The organism is Pseudoduganella sp. GW821-FHT05F09 (assembly GCF_059419605.1).
In genome coordinates this window covers 101,921-116,168 of sequence record NZ_JBWKSD010000009.1, presented here as the reverse complement: position 1 = coordinate 116,168, position 14,248 = coordinate 101,921, and the positions used below count along the sequence as shown (strand labels likewise).

The window sequence follows — 14,248 nt, the reverse complement described above, 5'->3', positions numbered from 1 at the left end:
CTGCGCGCTTTGCTGATTAACTTTGCGCTGTGGGCCGTGCTGTGCGCTGTCGCCGCCATCACTACTTATGGCGACGCCAGCCAGCATGGCGATACCCGCAGCTTCCTGAGCATGGCGCTGGGCTGGTGGCGCGGCTATCTGGTGATGATGTTGCAGAGCTATCTGCTTTACATGGCTTACCGGCGCTTTCCCGCCTGGCTGGCTACGCCGGGCCGCATCGCGCTGGGTTATGTGGCTTATGTGGTGCTGTGCTGGCCGGGGGCGATGCTGGGGCTGGCGGCGTGGCGCACTGTCAAGCAGGGCAATGCGCTGACGCTGGCTAACGCATGGCAGTATTTCGCGTCGATGTACAAGTTCGAGTGGTTCGTTGCGTTTGTGCTGCTGACGATGTGCTTCGGCGCGGTGGCGGCGGGCTTGCTGTGGCGCCAGCGGCAGCAGCAGGCGCGCGAGCTGGCGCAGACGCGCTTGTCCCTGGAGCGCCAGCGGCTGGCGGCGCTGCGCGGCCAGCTGGAGCCGCACTTCATGTTCAATACGCTGAGCGCCATCGGCGCGCTGGTGAATGTGGGCGACAAGCCGCTGGCGCTGGACGGCCTGGCGCGCCTTGGCGACCTGCTGCAATACGCTTTGAGCAGCAGCGGGCGCGATTGGGTGGATATGGCCGAGGAGTGGCAGTTCGTGCAGGACTATCTCGATTTGCAGCGCATGCGGTTTGGTCCGCGCCTGCAAGTGCGCGTGGAGGGCGCGCAGTTGCTGGAGCAGGGGATTGAATGCCCTCCCATGCTGCTGCAGCCGCTGGTGGAGAACGCGCTAAGGCATGATCTGGAATGCCATGAGGACGCCAGCGATATCGAAGTGATATTTGCCGAGGAAGCGGGCAGGCTGCTGGTCCGCGTCAGCAATCCTGTGCCGCAGCACGCTGCGCCCAAAGCCGGCTTGGGAATAGGCTTGCGCGGCACCCGCGCGCGCCTGGACCTGGCTTACGGCAAGGAGGCCGCGCTGACGACGGCGCAAGCCGATGGCCGGTTTGTGGCCGAGCTGCGCATGCCGTTGGCGGGGGCGCAATGAGCGCGCCGGTGCGGGTGCTGATCGTGGATGACGAGGCCCATGCGCGCACCAACCTGCGCATGGCGCTGGCGGCGCTGCCCGGCTGGGAGGTGGTTGGCGAGTGCGCCAGCGCCGCTGCGGCGCGCGCGCATCTCGATCTTGCGCCGGACGGCGTGGACGTGCTGCTGCTGGATGTGCAGATGCCGCTGGAATCCGGGCTGGAGCTGGCACGCGGATTGAGCAGGCAGGCCTTGCCGCCGCTGGTGGTGTTCGTTACGGCGCACCGCGATCATGCGCTGGAAGCGTTCGACGTTCATGCGCTCGATTACATCGTCAAGCCGGTGGACCCGCGCCGCTTGCGCTCCGCGCTGGAGCGCGCCTGTGCGATGCTGAACCAGCGTAGCGCTTACGGCCAGGCGCTGCGCGACTTTAGCAACCCTGCGCCGGGCTACTGGCGTGAGCTGGCGGTGCGCTCGGTGGGGCGGATAGACAGGGTTGCGCTATGCGATGTGCAGTGGATGGAAAGCGCGGGTAACTACGTCAGCCTGCATATGGAGCAGCGCACGCTGCTGCACCGCTGCACGCTGACGGAACTGGAAGGCCATCTTGATCCCACTGAATTTTTGCGCGTCCACCGGCGCACGCTGGTGCGGCGCAGCCAGATGCTGGCGATGCGGCAAACGCAGGAGGGTTCTTATTTGGTGCAATTGCGCTGCGGGGCGGAGCTGGCTGTCAGCGAACGCTACGCGGCGGCGGTGAAGGCTGCGCTAGGTGCTGAAACGGGCAGGCGGAGAGACGGTTGAATATCCGCCCGGCCTCGGGCCGGGCGGATACTTTCCCTGACGGCGGGGGAATTATTTGGTGCGGTATTTCTCGAAGTTCGTTTCGAAGTCGCCGAAGTTATCGTTCAACATCTTCTCGTGCTGCTCTTTGTAGTACTGCATAGCCGCTTCCTTTTGCTGGGAAAAGGCTGCTTGCTCGCCAGTGGATACGGCCAGCATGTAGGCGTTGAAGCGGGTCGCCGCGAACAGGATGGCTGGGCCGATGGTGTTGCGGTCCATGGTCTGCGCCTTGTCGTTGGCCAGGTTGATGAAGGAATCGACAAGTAGCCAGAATTGTTCGTCGTTGTTAGGGGTGGTCATTGGATGTCTCGGTATGAATTTAAACGAGTGGGCATCCTGCCACGAATCGGCCGTTTATAGCAATGGTTATAGTAAATTCAGTGTCATATCGATATGGCTGGCCACGGGCGCGCTGTTGACCAGTTCGCGCGCGCGCAGCATGGCCGCTTGCGCGTCGCTGTTGCGGCCCAGGCGCTTGAGCAGCATGCCGCGCACGCTGAAATAGTAGGCGTAGCCGGACAGCTCCGCTGCCAGCGGCTCTATCATCACCAGCGCCGCAGTGGGGCCGCGCAGCTTGTTCACCGCCACGGCGCGGTTCAGCGTGACGATGGGGGAGGGATGCACCACCTGCAGCACCGCGTACAGGCGGTCGATTTCGGCCCAGTCGGTGTTGGCGGCGGTTTCCGCCTGCGCGTGCACCGCCGCCACCGCCGCCTGGATCTGGTAAGGCGTCAGCTCGCGGCAGTGCAGCGCCGTGTCCACCATGGGCAGCGCTTCGTCGATCAGGGTCAGGTCCCAGCGGCGCCGATCCTGGTCGTCCAGCAGGATCAGGGCGCCCTTGGCGTCCACCCGCGCGCCGGAGCGCGCGTGCTGGAGCATCAGCAGGGCCGCCAGGCCGAGCGCGCCGCCGTCGTGCGGGAACATGCGCGCCAGCAGCCGCGCCAGGCGGATCGCTTCCTCGCACAGCTCCATGCGGATGTACTGCCGGCCGCTGCTCGAGGCGTAGCCTTCGCTGAACAGCAGATACACCATGGCCAGCACGGTCTTCAGGCGCGCCGCGCGCTCGTGCGCGGGCGGCTCGTCGAAGGAGGTGCCGGTTTCCGCCACGCGCCGCTTGGCGCGCGCGATGCGCTGCTCCATGGCGGGCTGGCGCAGCAGGAAGGCGTGCGCCAGCTGCGCCACCGTCAGGCCGCAGACCGTGTGCAGCAGCAGCGCGATCTGGTAGGCCGGCGGGAGGCCGGGATGGGCGCAGATGTAGAGCAGGCGCAGCGTGTCGTCGCGGAAGGGCACGAAGTCCAGGTTGCGCTGCAGGCCGGGCAGGGCGTCCATGCTGTCGGCCACCAGGTCGGGGTTGGACATGGCGTTGCCCTGCGTATGCACCGGCGCCATGCCGGCGTTGCGGCCGCAGGCCACCAGCCAGGCCAGCGGGTCGCCGGGCAGGCCGGTGCCGGGCCACAGCAGGCGCGCGCGCATGGCCGCGTCCTGCCATGCGGCCAGCGCCAGGTCGAGGTCGCGGAAGGTGCGCAGCAGCGCGGCCAGCGTTTGCGGGCGGTGCAGGGACAGCAATTGCGCAATGGTGTCGTTGTCGGGTGGCGCCACGTTGGTTCGGTAACTCGTGCAAAGAGAGGGTAAAGGCCTAGCTTACGGCAAAGCGCGTGGCAGCGCTTAGCCGGGGGCGTAAAAAAACCGGGCCTGGCCCGGTTCCGGTCAACCCCGGCTGGCTTTACTTTTGCAAGGCGCCGCCCAGGAACAGGTCCACGCCCACCTCCACCTGGCGCAGCACGTCGGGCATGGGCAGGGTCTGGTTGATGACGAAGAGATAGCGTTTCAGCTGGTCGCCCATGATGCAGTTGAGCAGATGCACGGTCAGCGTTTCCGGCGTCATGTCCGCGCGCAGCTGGCTGCGGATGTCGGGGCGCGCGAAGAAGCGCTGCAGCGCCTCGCGGGTCTGCCGCGGGCCGGCCTCGAAGAAGGCCTGCGCCAGTTCCGGGTTGGACATGGACTCGGCAATGACCATGCGGTGCACCGCCAGCACTTGCGGCGAGGCCACCAGCTGGCCGAAGCGCAGGCCGAAGTCGAGCAGGATGTCGCGCAGCGGGCGCACCGCGGTTTCCATGTCGTGCATGGTAGCGAAGAAGGGCGCGCAGCCGGCGTTGATGACGGCCGTGAACAGGCCGGCCTTGCCGCCGAATTTCACGTAGATGGTGCGCACCGCCACGCGCGCCTGCTTGGCGATCATCTCCAGGCTGACCTTGCTGTAGCCCTTTTCCAGGAACAGCCGGGCGGCGGTTTCCACCAGCTCCTGGGTGCGCGCCTCGGCTTCGGACGCGCGCGGCCGGCCCGCCGTCTTGGCGGGGCACAGCGGAAGGCCGAACAGCTCGGGTTCTGGCAATACGGACAATTTTTCTGGACTGGCGGGCGTCATGGCGGCTGGCGATGGATTTGATCGAGATCTTAACAGATGGGGACTGTAGTCCAAATTAAAATGAAATGCAATCGTTTCATTTCTTGACTTGGACGGGGACTTGGCGAATAATGCACCTATCCCATTTCATTATCCCGGAGCACTACATGTCCAACCAAGCAGAGCAAAAAATGCTGAGCGCCGCCCCGGCCGCCCCCGCCGCCACGCCGCCGAACCGCCGCGTGCTGGTGATCGCCGGCCTGATCGCGCTGGCCGCCATCGGCGCCGGTGCGCGCATGTGGTACCGCAGCCATCATTTCGTGGAGACCGAGAACGCCTACGTGGCCGGCCACGTGCATCCGGTGTCGGCCCGCATCTCCGGCGTGGTGACCAAGGTGCTGATCGAGGACAACCAGCTGGTGAAGGAGGGCGACGTGATCGCCGAGCTGGATCCGTTCGACCAGCGCGTGAAAGTGGAGCAGATCGAGGCGCAGATCGCCACCGCCGAGCAGCAGGTGCTGCAGTCGGAAGCGCAGATCGCGCAAGTGAACGCGCAGGCCGGCGCCGCCGCCGCGCAAGTGGCGCAGTCCGAAGCGCAGCTGCTGCGCGCCAGGCAGGACGCCGAGCGCTACGGCCAGCTGTACAACAGCCAGATGAAAGCCGTCTCCAAGGCGGAACTGGACGCCGCCAACGCCGGCCGCTCCGGCGCCGTGGCCGACCTGGCCGCGCGCAAGGACAGCGCCGCCGCCGCCAAGGCCCAGACCACCGCCGCCGCCGCCGCGCGCGAGGTGCTGAAGGCGCAAGTGAAAGTGCTGCGCGTGCAGCTCAAGGACGCCCAGCAGCAGCTGGCCTACAACCGCATCCTGGCGCCGGTGACCGGCCGCATCGGCAAGCGTTCGCTGGAAGTGGGCCAGCGCGTGCAGCCGGGCCAGCAGCTGACCGCCATCGTGCAGGACAACGTCTGGCTCACCGCCAACTTCAAGGAAACCCAGCTGGCCGACCTGAAAGTGGGTCAGCCGGTGCACGTCACCATCGACGCCATGCCGGGCAAAACCCTGGTCGGCCGCGTGGACAGCTTCGCGCCCGCCTCCGGCGCCCAGTTCGCGCTGCTGCCGGCCGATAACGCCACCGGCAACTTCACCAAGATCGTGCAGCGCGTGCCGGTCAAGGTCACCTTCAAGCCGGAAGACGTGAAAGCGCTGAGCGGCCGCCTGGTGCCCGGCATGTCCGCCATCGCCGAAGTCGAACTGTAATCACGCCATGAGCAGCACCACTATCAACAACGCCCCGGCGCTGCCGCAGAACGGCCAGAAGGTCGACCTGCGCACCTGGATCGCCGTCGGCGCCGGCATGCTGGGCGCCTTCATGGCGGTGCTGGACATCCAGATCACCAACGCCTCGCTGAAGGACATCCTCGGCAGCCTGTCCGCCACGCAGGAAGAAGGCTCGTGGATCTCCACCGCCTACCTGGTGGCCGAGATCATCGTCATCCCGCTGACCGCGCTGCTCACGCGCGTGTTCGGCGCGCGCCGCTACATGATGGGCACCACCGCCTTGTTCCTGCTGTTCTCCACCCTGTGCGGCGCGGCCTGGAACCTGGAAAGCATGATCGTGTTCCGCATGGCGCAAGGCTTCACCGGCGGCGCGCTGATCCCCATGGCGTTCACGCTGGTGATGCTCAAGCTGCCGCCGTCAAAGCGCGCCGCCGGCATGGCGATCTTCGGGTTGACCGCCACGCTGGCGCCCTCGATGGGCCCCACGCTGGGCGGCTACCTGAGCGAAATCTACGGCTGGCCCTCCATCTTCTACATCAACTGGGTTCCCGGCCTGCTGCTGATCGCCGGCGTGGCTTACGGCCTCGATACCGAGAAGACCAAGTGGGGCGACCTGCTCAAGACCGACTGGCTGGGCATAGGCTTCATGGCGCTGGGCCTGGGCTGCCTCACCATCTTCCTCGAAGAAGGCAACAGCAAGGACTGGTTCGACTCCGGCTTCATCATCGCCTTCGCCGCGCTGGCGCTGACTGGCCTGCTGGGCTGGGTGGTCACCAGCGCCATGCGGGCCAACCCCTTCGTCAACCTGGCGCTGTACGGCCAGCGCAACTTCCTGGTCGCCACCGCGCTGTCGGCGGTGTTCGGCATGGCGCTGTACGGCTCGTCCTTCCTGCTGCCGCTGTACCTGGGCCAGATCGCCGGCTACTCGCCGATGCAGATCGGCGAAGTCATCATGTGGGCCGGCCTGCCGCAGCTGTTCATCATGCCCTTCGTGGCCAAGCTGTCGGGCAAGGTGGACAACCGCATCCTGTGCTCCTTCGGCCTGCTGATGTTCGGCGTGTCCTGCCTGATGAACGCCTATATGGACGCCAGCACCGGCTACGACCAGCTGCTGGCATCGCAGGTGGTGCGCTCGCTGGGCCAGCCCTTCGTGATGCTGACGCTGTCCAACTTCGCCATGCAGGGCATCGCGCCCAAGGACATGGCCTCCGCATCGAGCCTGTTCAACATGACGCGCAACCTGGGCGGCTCGATCGGCATTGCGCTGCTGGCCACCTCGCTGTCGCAGCGCGAGCACTTCCACTCGCAGCGCCTGGGCGAAGCGGTCAACTCCTTCGCACCGGCCGCGCAGGAGCGCATCGCCGCGCTCACGCAGTCCTTCATCAGCAAGGGCTACGAAGCGGCCATGGCGGGCGAGCAGGCGCTGAAAGCCATCGACGGCATTGTGCGGCGCGAGTCCTATGTGATGGCCTATAACGACGGCTTCTTCATCGTCAGCGCGATCCTGCTGGCTTGCATACCGGTGCTGTGGATGTCCGACAAGGTCAAGTCCCCGGGCGGCGGTGGCGGCGCGCATTAAGAACACCATACGAAAAGGTATAAACGATATGTTCAGTTCATTCAAAAAAATCACGCTGGCCGCCGCCGTTGGGCTGGCGCTGGCGGGCTGCAGCACCGTGGGTTCCGATTTCAGCGCGCCGAAGAACGTGGCCGACGCAGGCTTCCGCCACGCGCCGGCGGGCGCGCAAAGCGACGCGCGCCTGCCCGCGCAATGGTGGACCATCTACGGCGACGACACGCTGAACCGCCTGGAACAGAGCGCGCTGCGCGACAATCCCAGCGTGAAAGCCGCCGCACAGCGCCTGCTGCAGGCGCAGGCGCAACTGGGGCTGGCGCGCGCCAGCGAATCGCCGTCGCTGAGCGTGAACAGCGGGGTATCGAATTCGCGCACCTCGGCCAACACCTCGCAAGGCCTGGCGCTGGGCAACCGCTCCATCCACGGCAACAACTACTCGCTGGGCGCATCGATGTCCTACGAAGTCGACCTGCTGGGCCGCGTGCGCCGCATGGTTGAAGCGGCGGACGCGCAGGCGCTGGCCGCCGAGGCGGACCGCGACGGCGTGCTGCTGCTGCTGTCCTCGCAGGTCGCCACCACGTATTGGCAGCTGCGCGGGCTGGACACCGAGGCCGCCATCCTGAACGGCGCGCTGGACAGCCGCCGCGAAACGGAAGAACTGGTCAACGCGCGCTTCAATGCGGGCCTGTCGAATGAGCTGGACACTTCGCGGGCGCGGATCGAACGCGCCAACGCCGAAGCGGACCTGCAGGAAGTGCAGCGTCAGCGCAATACGCTCGAACACAGCCTGGCCACGCTGACCGGCGCCTCGCCGTCGGCCATGCGCTTGCCCGCCGCCACGGCGGCCGGCCTGCCGCAGCCGCCGGCGATACCAGTGGGCCTGCCGGCCAGTTTGCTGTCGCAGCGGCCCGACCTGGCCGGCAGCGTCGCCACGCTGCGCGCGGCCAACGCCCAGATCGGCGTGGCCGAAGGCGCGTTCTATCCCTCGATCAGCCTGACCGGTAACTTCGGCTTCGCCTCCGAGAGCCTGAGCGAGATCGCCAAGGGCGGCTCGCGCCAATTCAGCATCGGCCCGCTGGCCTTGTCGCTGCCGATCTTCGATGGCGGCCGCAACCGCTCCAACCTGGCGCTGGCCAAGGCGCGCTACGAAGAAGCGGTGGCCAACCACGAAGGCAAGCTGCTGACCGCGCTGCGTGAAGTGGAAGACGCCCTGTCGGACGTGCAGCAAAAGCAGAAGCAGGAGCTGGTGCAGGCGCAATCGCGCGAAGCCGCCGCGCGCGCCTATTTGGTGGCGCGTGCGCGCTACGAGCGCGGCGTATCGACCTACCTGGACGTGACGGACGCGCAGCGCAGCAGCCTGGCGGCCGACCGCGCCGCCGCGCAAATCACCACCCAGCGCCTGCTCGCCACGGTCGCCGTCGCCCGCGCCCTCGGCGCCGGCTGGCAGCCCCAAGGCCCCCTCGCCACCATCGCCTCCCGCTAAGCAGCCTGAGCCGCATTCGGGGTCTGACCCCGAATGCGGCTCAGGTCGCTTGTGGGGTTCGGCTGGGGCTTGGAAAAAGGGGCGGCGGGGCTCTGCAAGATTGTTTCATCCGTGTTAAATTCCTTCCTATTGTTTCCGATTGTCAATAACAGGATATGGGATACCGGCATGGACATTGAACGCACCAAAATCAGCACCCGCCTCGCTACCGGCTTTGGCTTGGTTTTCCTTCTCCTCATCATCGTCACTGCGCTCGGTATCAACCGGGTGCAGAAGATCGATACCATCCTGACCAATATCAGCGACGTGAACAACGTCAAGCAGCGCTATGCCATCAATTTCCGCGGCAGCGTGCATGACCGTTCCATCGCGCTGCGCGATGTGGTGCTGGCGGCCGATGCCGCTGCGGCCCGTCCGCACGTCGAACATATCAAGACGCTGGCCGATAATTACGCCAAGTCGGCCGCGCCGCTGGACCAGATCATCCAGTCCGGCAAGGGCGTGACGCCGGAGGAGAAGAGCGCGCTGGAGGGCATCAAGGCCAGCGAGGCCAAGGCGCAGCCGCTGATCGCCAAGGTGATCGAGCTGCGCGCGGCGGACCAGCTGCCGGAGGCCACCGCGCTGCTGCAGCAGCAGGCTGCGCCGGCCTTCGTGGCGTGGCTGGCGTCGGTCAACACGATGATCGACCTGGAAGAGAAAATGAGCATGGAGCAGGCCAACAGCGCCACCAGCGTGGCGCGCAGCTTCTTCGTGTTCATGGTGGTGCTGTGCCTGATCGCCATCGGCGTGGGCGTGGCGGCGGCGTGGTTCATCAGCCGCGGCCTGCTGCGCCAGCTGGGCGGCGAGCCTGAGTACGCGGCGTCCATCGTGGCCTGCATCGCTTCGGGCAACCTGGCGGTGCGCATCGACACCAAGCCGGGCGACGACAGCAGCCTGCTGCACGCCATGCGCGGCATGCGCGACAGCCTGGTGAACATCGTCAGCCAGGTGCGCGCCGGCACGCAGACCATCGCCACCAATTCGCGCGAGATTGCGGCCGGCAATATGGACCTGTCCAGCCGCACCGAGCAGCAGGCCGCGAACATCGAGGAGACCGCGTCGTCGATGGAGCAGCTGACCGGCACCGTCAAGCAGAATTCCGACCACGCTTACCAAGCCAACCAGCTGGCGCTGTCGGCTTCGGAGGTGGCGGTGAAGGGCGGCGCGGTGGTGAACGAGGTGGTGCACACCATGGCGTCCATCAACGAGTCGTCCAAGAAGATCGTGGACATCATCGGCGTGATCGACAGCATTGCGTTCCAGACCAATATCCTGGCGCTGAATGCGGCGGTGGAGGCGGCGCGCGCGGGCGAGCAGGGCCGCGGTTTCGCCGTGGTAGCGACCGAGGTGCGCAATCTGGCCCAGCGTTCGGCCGGCGCGGCGAAAGAGATCAAGGGCCTGATCGATGATTCGGTGGAGAAGGTGGACGCGGGCGCCAAGTTGGTGGACCAGGCCGGCGCGACCATGCAGGACATCGTCAACAGCGTCAAGCGCGTGACCGACATCATGGGCGAGATCTCGACCGCCAGCGCGGAGCAGACCTCGGGCATCGAGCAGGTGAACGAGGCGATCGGCAAGATGGACCAGGTGGTGCAGCAGAACGCCGCGCTGGTGGAGCAGGCCGCCGCCGCCGCCGCGTCGCTGCAGGACCAGGCCGGCAATCTGTCGCAGGTGGTGAGCATCTTCAAGCTGGATGAGTCGGCTGTGCCGCAGAGGCCACAGTCCAGTGCCCGCCCCGCAGCGGCACCCGCCGCGCCGCGCGCCGCCCCGGCCCGCCTGACGGCCGCGCCGCCGGCCAAGGCTAGCAAACCCGTGGCTGGGCAGGCCCGGCCCGCCGCCAAGCGCGCCGCCGCCAGCTCCGGCGACGGCTGGGAAGAATTCTAAAGCGACAATTTTTAATTTGGAAAATATGCAATTCAACTAAGCAAATATTTTGTAACAGCTGTTACGAATTGACTTGCGGCATGTATTATTTCCTCTCAGAGGGGTGAAATATGCCGAAACTTATCTTACGTTCCGTGTCCGCTGTGCTGCTGTGCTTGCCGATTTTTGCCTCGGCGGCGCCGCTGACCGACATCGAGTCGCGCTGGCTGCAGGCCGGCGCTTCCGTGCTGGCTTACGCCAAACAGCAGCAGCTTCCCATCGACATCATCGTGCAGCCGCAGCCCCAGCCGGGCGCGGTGCCGCTGGCCATGGGCTTTGATGGCGGGCGCTGCAAGCTGGTGCTGACCATGCGCGGCAACCCCGCCGCCGAGGAGGTGCTGCAAGCGCTGCCCGCGCCGCAGCGCGCGCTGATGATAGAGGCCATGACGGCGCATGAAGTGGCGCATTGCTGGCGCTATGCGCAGGGCGCCTGGCACTCGGTGCCGAGCGGCTTCCAGCAGCGCACGCCGGACGCGGCGCTGCCGCCCGAAATCCAGAAACTGAGCCAGGAGCTGCGCGAGACCCGCCGCGAGGAGGGCTATGCCGACCTGGTGGCGCTGGCCTGGATGCAGGCCGCCCATCCGGGCCAGTATGCGCAGGTGTATGCGTGGCTGCAGCAGGTGCGCGCGGCGCAGCCGGACAGCCATGTGTCGCATGACACCGGGGCCTGGCTGGCACTGGCCGCCGACGGCGCCGTGTTCTCGGAAGGCGCCACGCCGTTCGAGCAGGCCCGGGCTGTGTGGAAGCAGGGACTGGCGGCGGCGGAATGATGAGTTTTTGTGTTGGTTAGCGTACAGAGTGAAACGGGCGGCAGGCGTCTAATCACTACGCTAACCATCACTTAGGGGAATTCATCATGAACAAATTCGTAATCCTGGCGCTGGCTGGCGCCATCAGCAGTGGCTACGCCATGGCCGACAACGATACTGCCGCCTACAAGTCGATGAAGGACAAGGCCGCCGCCGACTACAAAGCCGCCAAGGCGCAATGCAGCAGCCTGAAAGCCAACGCCAAGGATATCTGCCAGGAAGAGGCCAAAGTGGCGCGCGCCAAAGCCGAAGCCGACGCCGTGGCGCAGCACAAGTCCGACGCGAAGGATATCCGCAAGGCCCGCGAGGAAGTGGCGGACGCCGAGTACGGCCTGGCCAAGGAGAAATGCGACGACATGAGCGGCAACGCCAAGAGCGCCTGCAAGCTGGACGCCAAGGCCGCCAAGGATAAGGCCGTCGCCGATGCGCGCCGCGCCGATCCGACTCCGACCGTAGGCGAGCGCACCGCCGCCGCCATGGGCACGGCCCGCGACAAGACCGCCACCGCGACCGACAATATGCGCGACCGCACCGTTGCCGCCACCGGCACCGCTGCCGACGCCACCCGCAACACCACCGCCGCCGCCGGCGACGCCATGAGCGACACCGTCATCACCACCAAGGTGAAAGCCGACCTGGCCGCCGATCCCGGCGTGAAGGCGCTGGATGTGCACGTGGAAACCGTAAAGGGTGTGGTCATGCTGAGCGGCTTCGTGCCGTCCAAGGCCGAGGCCGACAAGGCCGTGCAGCTGGCGCGCGGCGTGAAGGGCGTGAACGAGGTGAAAAGCTCCATCCAGATCAAGCAGTAGCAGGCTGCGCGGCCGGGCATGTCCCGGCCGTGTAGTTCAGGTCCGCCGCGCGCGGGCCTTTTTTTGATTGCTTAAATTATGATCGTAATCTAAAATGCGTGGGACGCAGCATCTTTCAACATTTCCGTGAGGCCGTCCATGTTTGCTCAACCCCTGTCCGCCTGGCTGGCACGCCGCGGCGTGCACTATTCCTGGGTCATCGTCGCCCTGACTTTCCTGACCGCGCTGACCTCGTCCGCCGCGCTCGGCCTGCCGGGCGCGCTGCTGCAGCCGCTCAGCAAGGAGTTCGGCTGGGAGGTGGACCAGATTTCCTCCGCGCTGGCGGTGCGTTTTGCGCTGTTTGGCCTGATGGGACCGTTCGCCGCCATCCTGATGGAACGCTTCGGCCTGCGCAATGTGGTGGTGACGGCGCTGGGCCTGGTGGCTACCGGGCTGGTGCTGGCCACCCGCATGAGCGAGTTCTGGCACCTGGTGGCGCTGTGGGGCGTGATGCTGGGCATAGGGTCGGGCATGACGGCGCTGGTGCTGAGCGCGGTGGTGGCCAACCGCTGGTTTGAAACGCGGCGCGGCCTCATCATCGGCCTGCTGACGGCCAGTTCGGCCACCGGCCAGCTGGTGTTCCTGCCGCTGGGCGCCTGGCTGATCGAGCACTACGGCTGGCGCATGGCGCTGCTGCCGGTGTTCTTCGCCTGCACGCTGGTGGCGCTGGGCGCCTTCTTCCTGATGCGCAACCGGCCGTCTGATGTGGGCCTGCTGCCGTTCGGCATGGACCCGGCCGCCGCAGCCGCAGCGGCCCCGGCAACCCCGGCCACAGCGCCGGCCAAGATCACCTTCGCCACGCCGTTCGCGGTGCTGCGCAGCGTGTCGGCCAACCGCACTTTCTGGATACTGTTCGGCACCTTCTTCATCTGCGGCCTGAGCACCAATGGCCTGATACAGACCCATTTCATTTCGCTGTGCGGCGACTCCGGCCTGTCTGCCGTGCCGGCCGCGTCGGTGCTGGCCATGATGGGCGCGTTCGACCTGTTCGGCACCATCGCGTCCGGCTGGCTGTCGGACCGCTACGACAACCGCAAGCTGCTGTTCTGGTATTACGGTTTGCGCGGCCTGTCGCTGCTGTGGCTGCCGTATTCGGAGTTCACGCTGTACGGGCTGTCGCTGTTCGCCATGTTCTACGGCCTGGACTGGATCGCCACCGTGCCGCCCACGGTGAAGCTGGTCGGCGCCACGTTTGGCAAGGAGCGCGCGGGCATGGTGTTCGGCTGGGTGTTTGCCGGCCACCAGCTGGGCGCTGCGGTGGCGGCTTACGGCGCGGGACGGGTGCGCGCTTTGTGGTTCACCTACAACCCGGCGCTGTTCGCGGCCGGCGCGGCCTGCCTGCTGGCGGCGCTGCTGGTGCTGGCGATACGGCGGCAGCAGGCTGCCGCCGCGGCGGCGCCGCTGAAGGCGGCTGCTTAGTAATGTTTAGTGGTGCTTAGTAAAGCTTAGTAGTGTTTAGCGCGGTTTAGCAAGGTTTAGTAAAAACGCTTAATTGGAACCGGCCGGCTGATGCGCGGCCGCTTCGGCTTGGCGCGGGGAGGGGGGCTTGGCGGCGGTGTAGCTGCGGTTGGCCATCAGGTTTTCCCAGAAGTCGCGCTCCACGCGGTTGGCGGCCAGCTTGCCGTAGGGCTGGCCGTTGCTTTGCGCCACGGTCGCTTGCACCCACGCTTCGTGCCGGGCCTTCACCTGCTGGTAGTCGTGGCTGGAGGCCACCATATCGTCCACTCCCTGGTGCTGGGCGGCGGCGATGCGGAAACAGGCGCGCCATTCGCGCAGCGCCTTTTCAACCAAGCGCACGCTGTCCAGCGTGGTGGAGCGGACCGGGAAATTGGGCTGCACGCAGGGCGATTTCTGCTGTGGATCGATTTCCGCGCCTACGGCGGCGGTGGCGGCAAGCGTCAGCAACAAGACGGCGCACAGCTGTTTCATCGATGTTACCCGGTAGTGGACTTGTTCTAATTCTAACTTGCTCACAAGGAAATAGTATATATTTTTGTAACTTTTCC

Annotated in this window: 13 protein-coding genes; 9 read left to right on the top strand and 4 right to left on the bottom strand. The window is 66.2% G+C overall.

What is annotated here, in order from left to right; translation table 11 throughout:
* The first annotated feature begins 9 nt into the window (after nucleotides 1-9).
* A complete protein-coding gene (locus tag AC07S4_RS25530; RefSeq protein ID WP_494989275.1) occupies nucleotides 10-1,065 on the top strand; it encodes a sensor histidine kinase in 1,056 nt (351 codons plus the stop codon).
* A complete protein-coding gene (locus tag AC07S4_RS25525; RefSeq protein WP_494989274.1) occupies nucleotides 1,062-1,847 on the top strand; it encodes a LytR/AlgR family response regulator transcription factor in 786 nt (261 codons plus the stop codon). The genes AC07S4_RS25530 and AC07S4_RS25525 overlap by 4 nt, the downstream gene beginning before the upstream one ends.
* A gap of 51 nt (nucleotides 1,848-1,898) precedes the next feature.
* On the opposite strand, the gene AC07S4_RS25520 is transcribed toward AC07S4_RS25525, so the two are convergent.
* From AC07S4_RS25520 to AC07S4_RS25510, 3 genes are all read right to left on the bottom strand, one after another.
* The gene (locus tag AC07S4_RS25520) at nucleotides 1,899-2,186 is read right to left on the bottom strand and encodes a DUF3144 domain-containing protein (protein WP_494989273.1); all 288 of its coding nucleotides are present in this window, start codon (nucleotides 2,184-2,186) and stop codon (nucleotides 1,899-1,901) included.
* Between the two features lie 66 nt (nucleotides 2,187-2,252).
* A complete protein-coding gene (locus AC07S4_RS25515; RefSeq protein ID WP_494989272.1) occupies nucleotides 2,253-3,485 on the bottom strand; it encodes an RNA polymerase sigma factor in 1,233 nt (410 codons plus the stop codon).
* 124 nt (nucleotides 3,486-3,609) lie between these two features.
* Nucleotides 3,610-4,287, bottom strand: coding sequence for a TetR/AcrR family transcriptional regulator (locus AC07S4_RS25510; protein WP_494989271.1), 678 nt, complete (start codon nucleotides 4,285-4,287; stop codon nucleotides 3,610-3,612).
* Nucleotides 4,288-4,457: 170 nt separating this feature from the next.
* Here AC07S4_RS25510 and AC07S4_RS25505 point away from each other — a divergent pair, with 170 nt between their 5' ends.
* The 7 genes from AC07S4_RS25505 to AC07S4_RS25475 all read left to right on the top strand — a co-directional run bounded on the left by AC07S4_RS25505 (nucleotide 4,458) and on the right by AC07S4_RS25475 (nucleotide 13,661).
* The gene (locus AC07S4_RS25505; RefSeq protein ID WP_494989270.1) at nucleotides 4,458-5,543 is read left to right on the top strand and encodes an HlyD family secretion protein; all 1,086 of its coding nucleotides are present in this window, start codon (nucleotides 4,458-4,460) and stop codon (nucleotides 5,541-5,543) included.
* 7 nt (nucleotides 5,544-5,550) lie between these two features.
* Nucleotides 5,551-7,143: a DHA2 family efflux MFS transporter permease subunit gene (locus AC07S4_RS25500; RefSeq protein ID WP_494989269.1), complete on the top strand. Its 1,593-nt coding sequence runs from the start codon at nucleotides 5,551-5,553 to the stop codon at nucleotides 7,141-7,143.
* Nucleotides 7,144-7,171: 28 nt separating this feature from the next.
* The gene (locus AC07S4_RS25495; protein WP_494989268.1) at nucleotides 7,172-8,623 is read left to right on the top strand and encodes an efflux transporter outer membrane subunit; all 1,452 of its coding nucleotides are present in this window, start codon (nucleotides 7,172-7,174) and stop codon (nucleotides 8,621-8,623) included.
* 168 nt (nucleotides 8,624-8,791) lie between these two features.
* Complete coding sequence (locus tag AC07S4_RS25490; RefSeq protein WP_494989267.1) at nucleotides 8,792-10,546, top strand: methyl-accepting chemotaxis protein; 1,755 nt, start codon at nucleotides 8,792-8,794, stop codon at nucleotides 10,544-10,546.
* Nucleotides 10,547-10,656: 110 nt separating this feature from the next.
* Nucleotides 10,657-11,355, top strand: a complete 699-nt coding sequence (locus AC07S4_RS25485) for a hypothetical protein (protein WP_494989266.1) — start codon at nucleotides 10,657-10,659, stop codon at nucleotides 11,353-11,355.
* Between the two features lie 86 nt (nucleotides 11,356-11,441).
* A complete protein-coding gene (locus AC07S4_RS25480) occupies nucleotides 11,442-12,203 on the top strand; it encodes a BON domain-containing protein (protein ID WP_494989265.1) in 762 nt (253 codons plus the stop codon).
* 138 nt (nucleotides 12,204-12,341) lie between these two features.
* Nucleotides 12,342-13,661 carry an MFS transporter gene (locus AC07S4_RS25475; RefSeq protein ID WP_494989264.1) on the top strand — a complete coding sequence of 440 codons (1,320 nt, stop codon included), beginning with the start codon at nucleotides 12,342-12,344 and terminating at the stop codon, nucleotides 13,659-13,661.
* A gap of 69 nt (nucleotides 13,662-13,730) precedes the next feature.
* On the opposite strand, the gene AC07S4_RS25470 is transcribed toward AC07S4_RS25475, so the two are convergent.
* A complete protein-coding gene (locus tag AC07S4_RS25470) occupies nucleotides 13,731-14,171 on the bottom strand; it encodes a hypothetical protein (protein WP_494989263.1) in 441 nt (146 codons plus the stop codon).
* Between the last annotated feature and the right edge of the window lie 77 nt (nucleotides 14,172-14,248).

Bases quoted from the DNA above. Each gene is read 5' to 3' on its own strand.
- AC07S4_RS25525 (WP_494989274.1), top strand. From the start codon at position 1,062: ATGAGCGCGCCGGTGCGGGTGCTGATCGTGGATGACGAGGCCCATGCG.
- AC07S4_RS25520 (WP_494989273.1), bottom strand. From the start codon at position 2,186: ATGACCACCCCTAACAACGACGAACAATTCTGGCTACTTGTCGATTCC.
- AC07S4_RS25505 (WP_494989270.1), top strand. From the start codon at position 4,458: ATGTCCAACCAAGCAGAGCAAAAAATGCTGAGCGCCGCCCCGGCCGCC.
- AC07S4_RS25500 (WP_494989269.1), top strand. From the start codon at position 5,551: ATGAGCAGCACCACTATCAACAACGCCCCGGCGCTGCCGCAGAACGGC.
- AC07S4_RS25495 (WP_494989268.1), top strand. From the start codon at position 7,172: ATGTTCAGTTCATTCAAAAAAATCACGCTGGCCGCCGCCGTTGGGCTG.
- AC07S4_RS25490 (WP_494989267.1), top strand. From the start codon at position 8,792: ATGGACATTGAACGCACCAAAATCAGCACCCGCCTCGCTACCGGCTTT.
- AC07S4_RS25485 (WP_494989266.1), top strand. From the start codon at position 10,657: ATGCCGAAACTTATCTTACGTTCCGTGTCCGCTGTGCTGCTGTGCTTG.
- AC07S4_RS25480 (WP_494989265.1), top strand. From the start codon at position 11,442: ATGAACAAATTCGTAATCCTGGCGCTGGCTGGCGCCATCAGCAGTGGC.
- AC07S4_RS25475 (WP_494989264.1), top strand. From the start codon at position 12,342: ATGTTTGCTCAACCCCTGTCCGCCTGGCTGGCACGCCGCGGCGTGCAC.
- AC07S4_RS25470 (WP_494989263.1), bottom strand. From the start codon at position 14,171: ATGAAACAGCTGTGCGCCGTCTTGTTGCTGACGCTTGCCGCCACCGCC.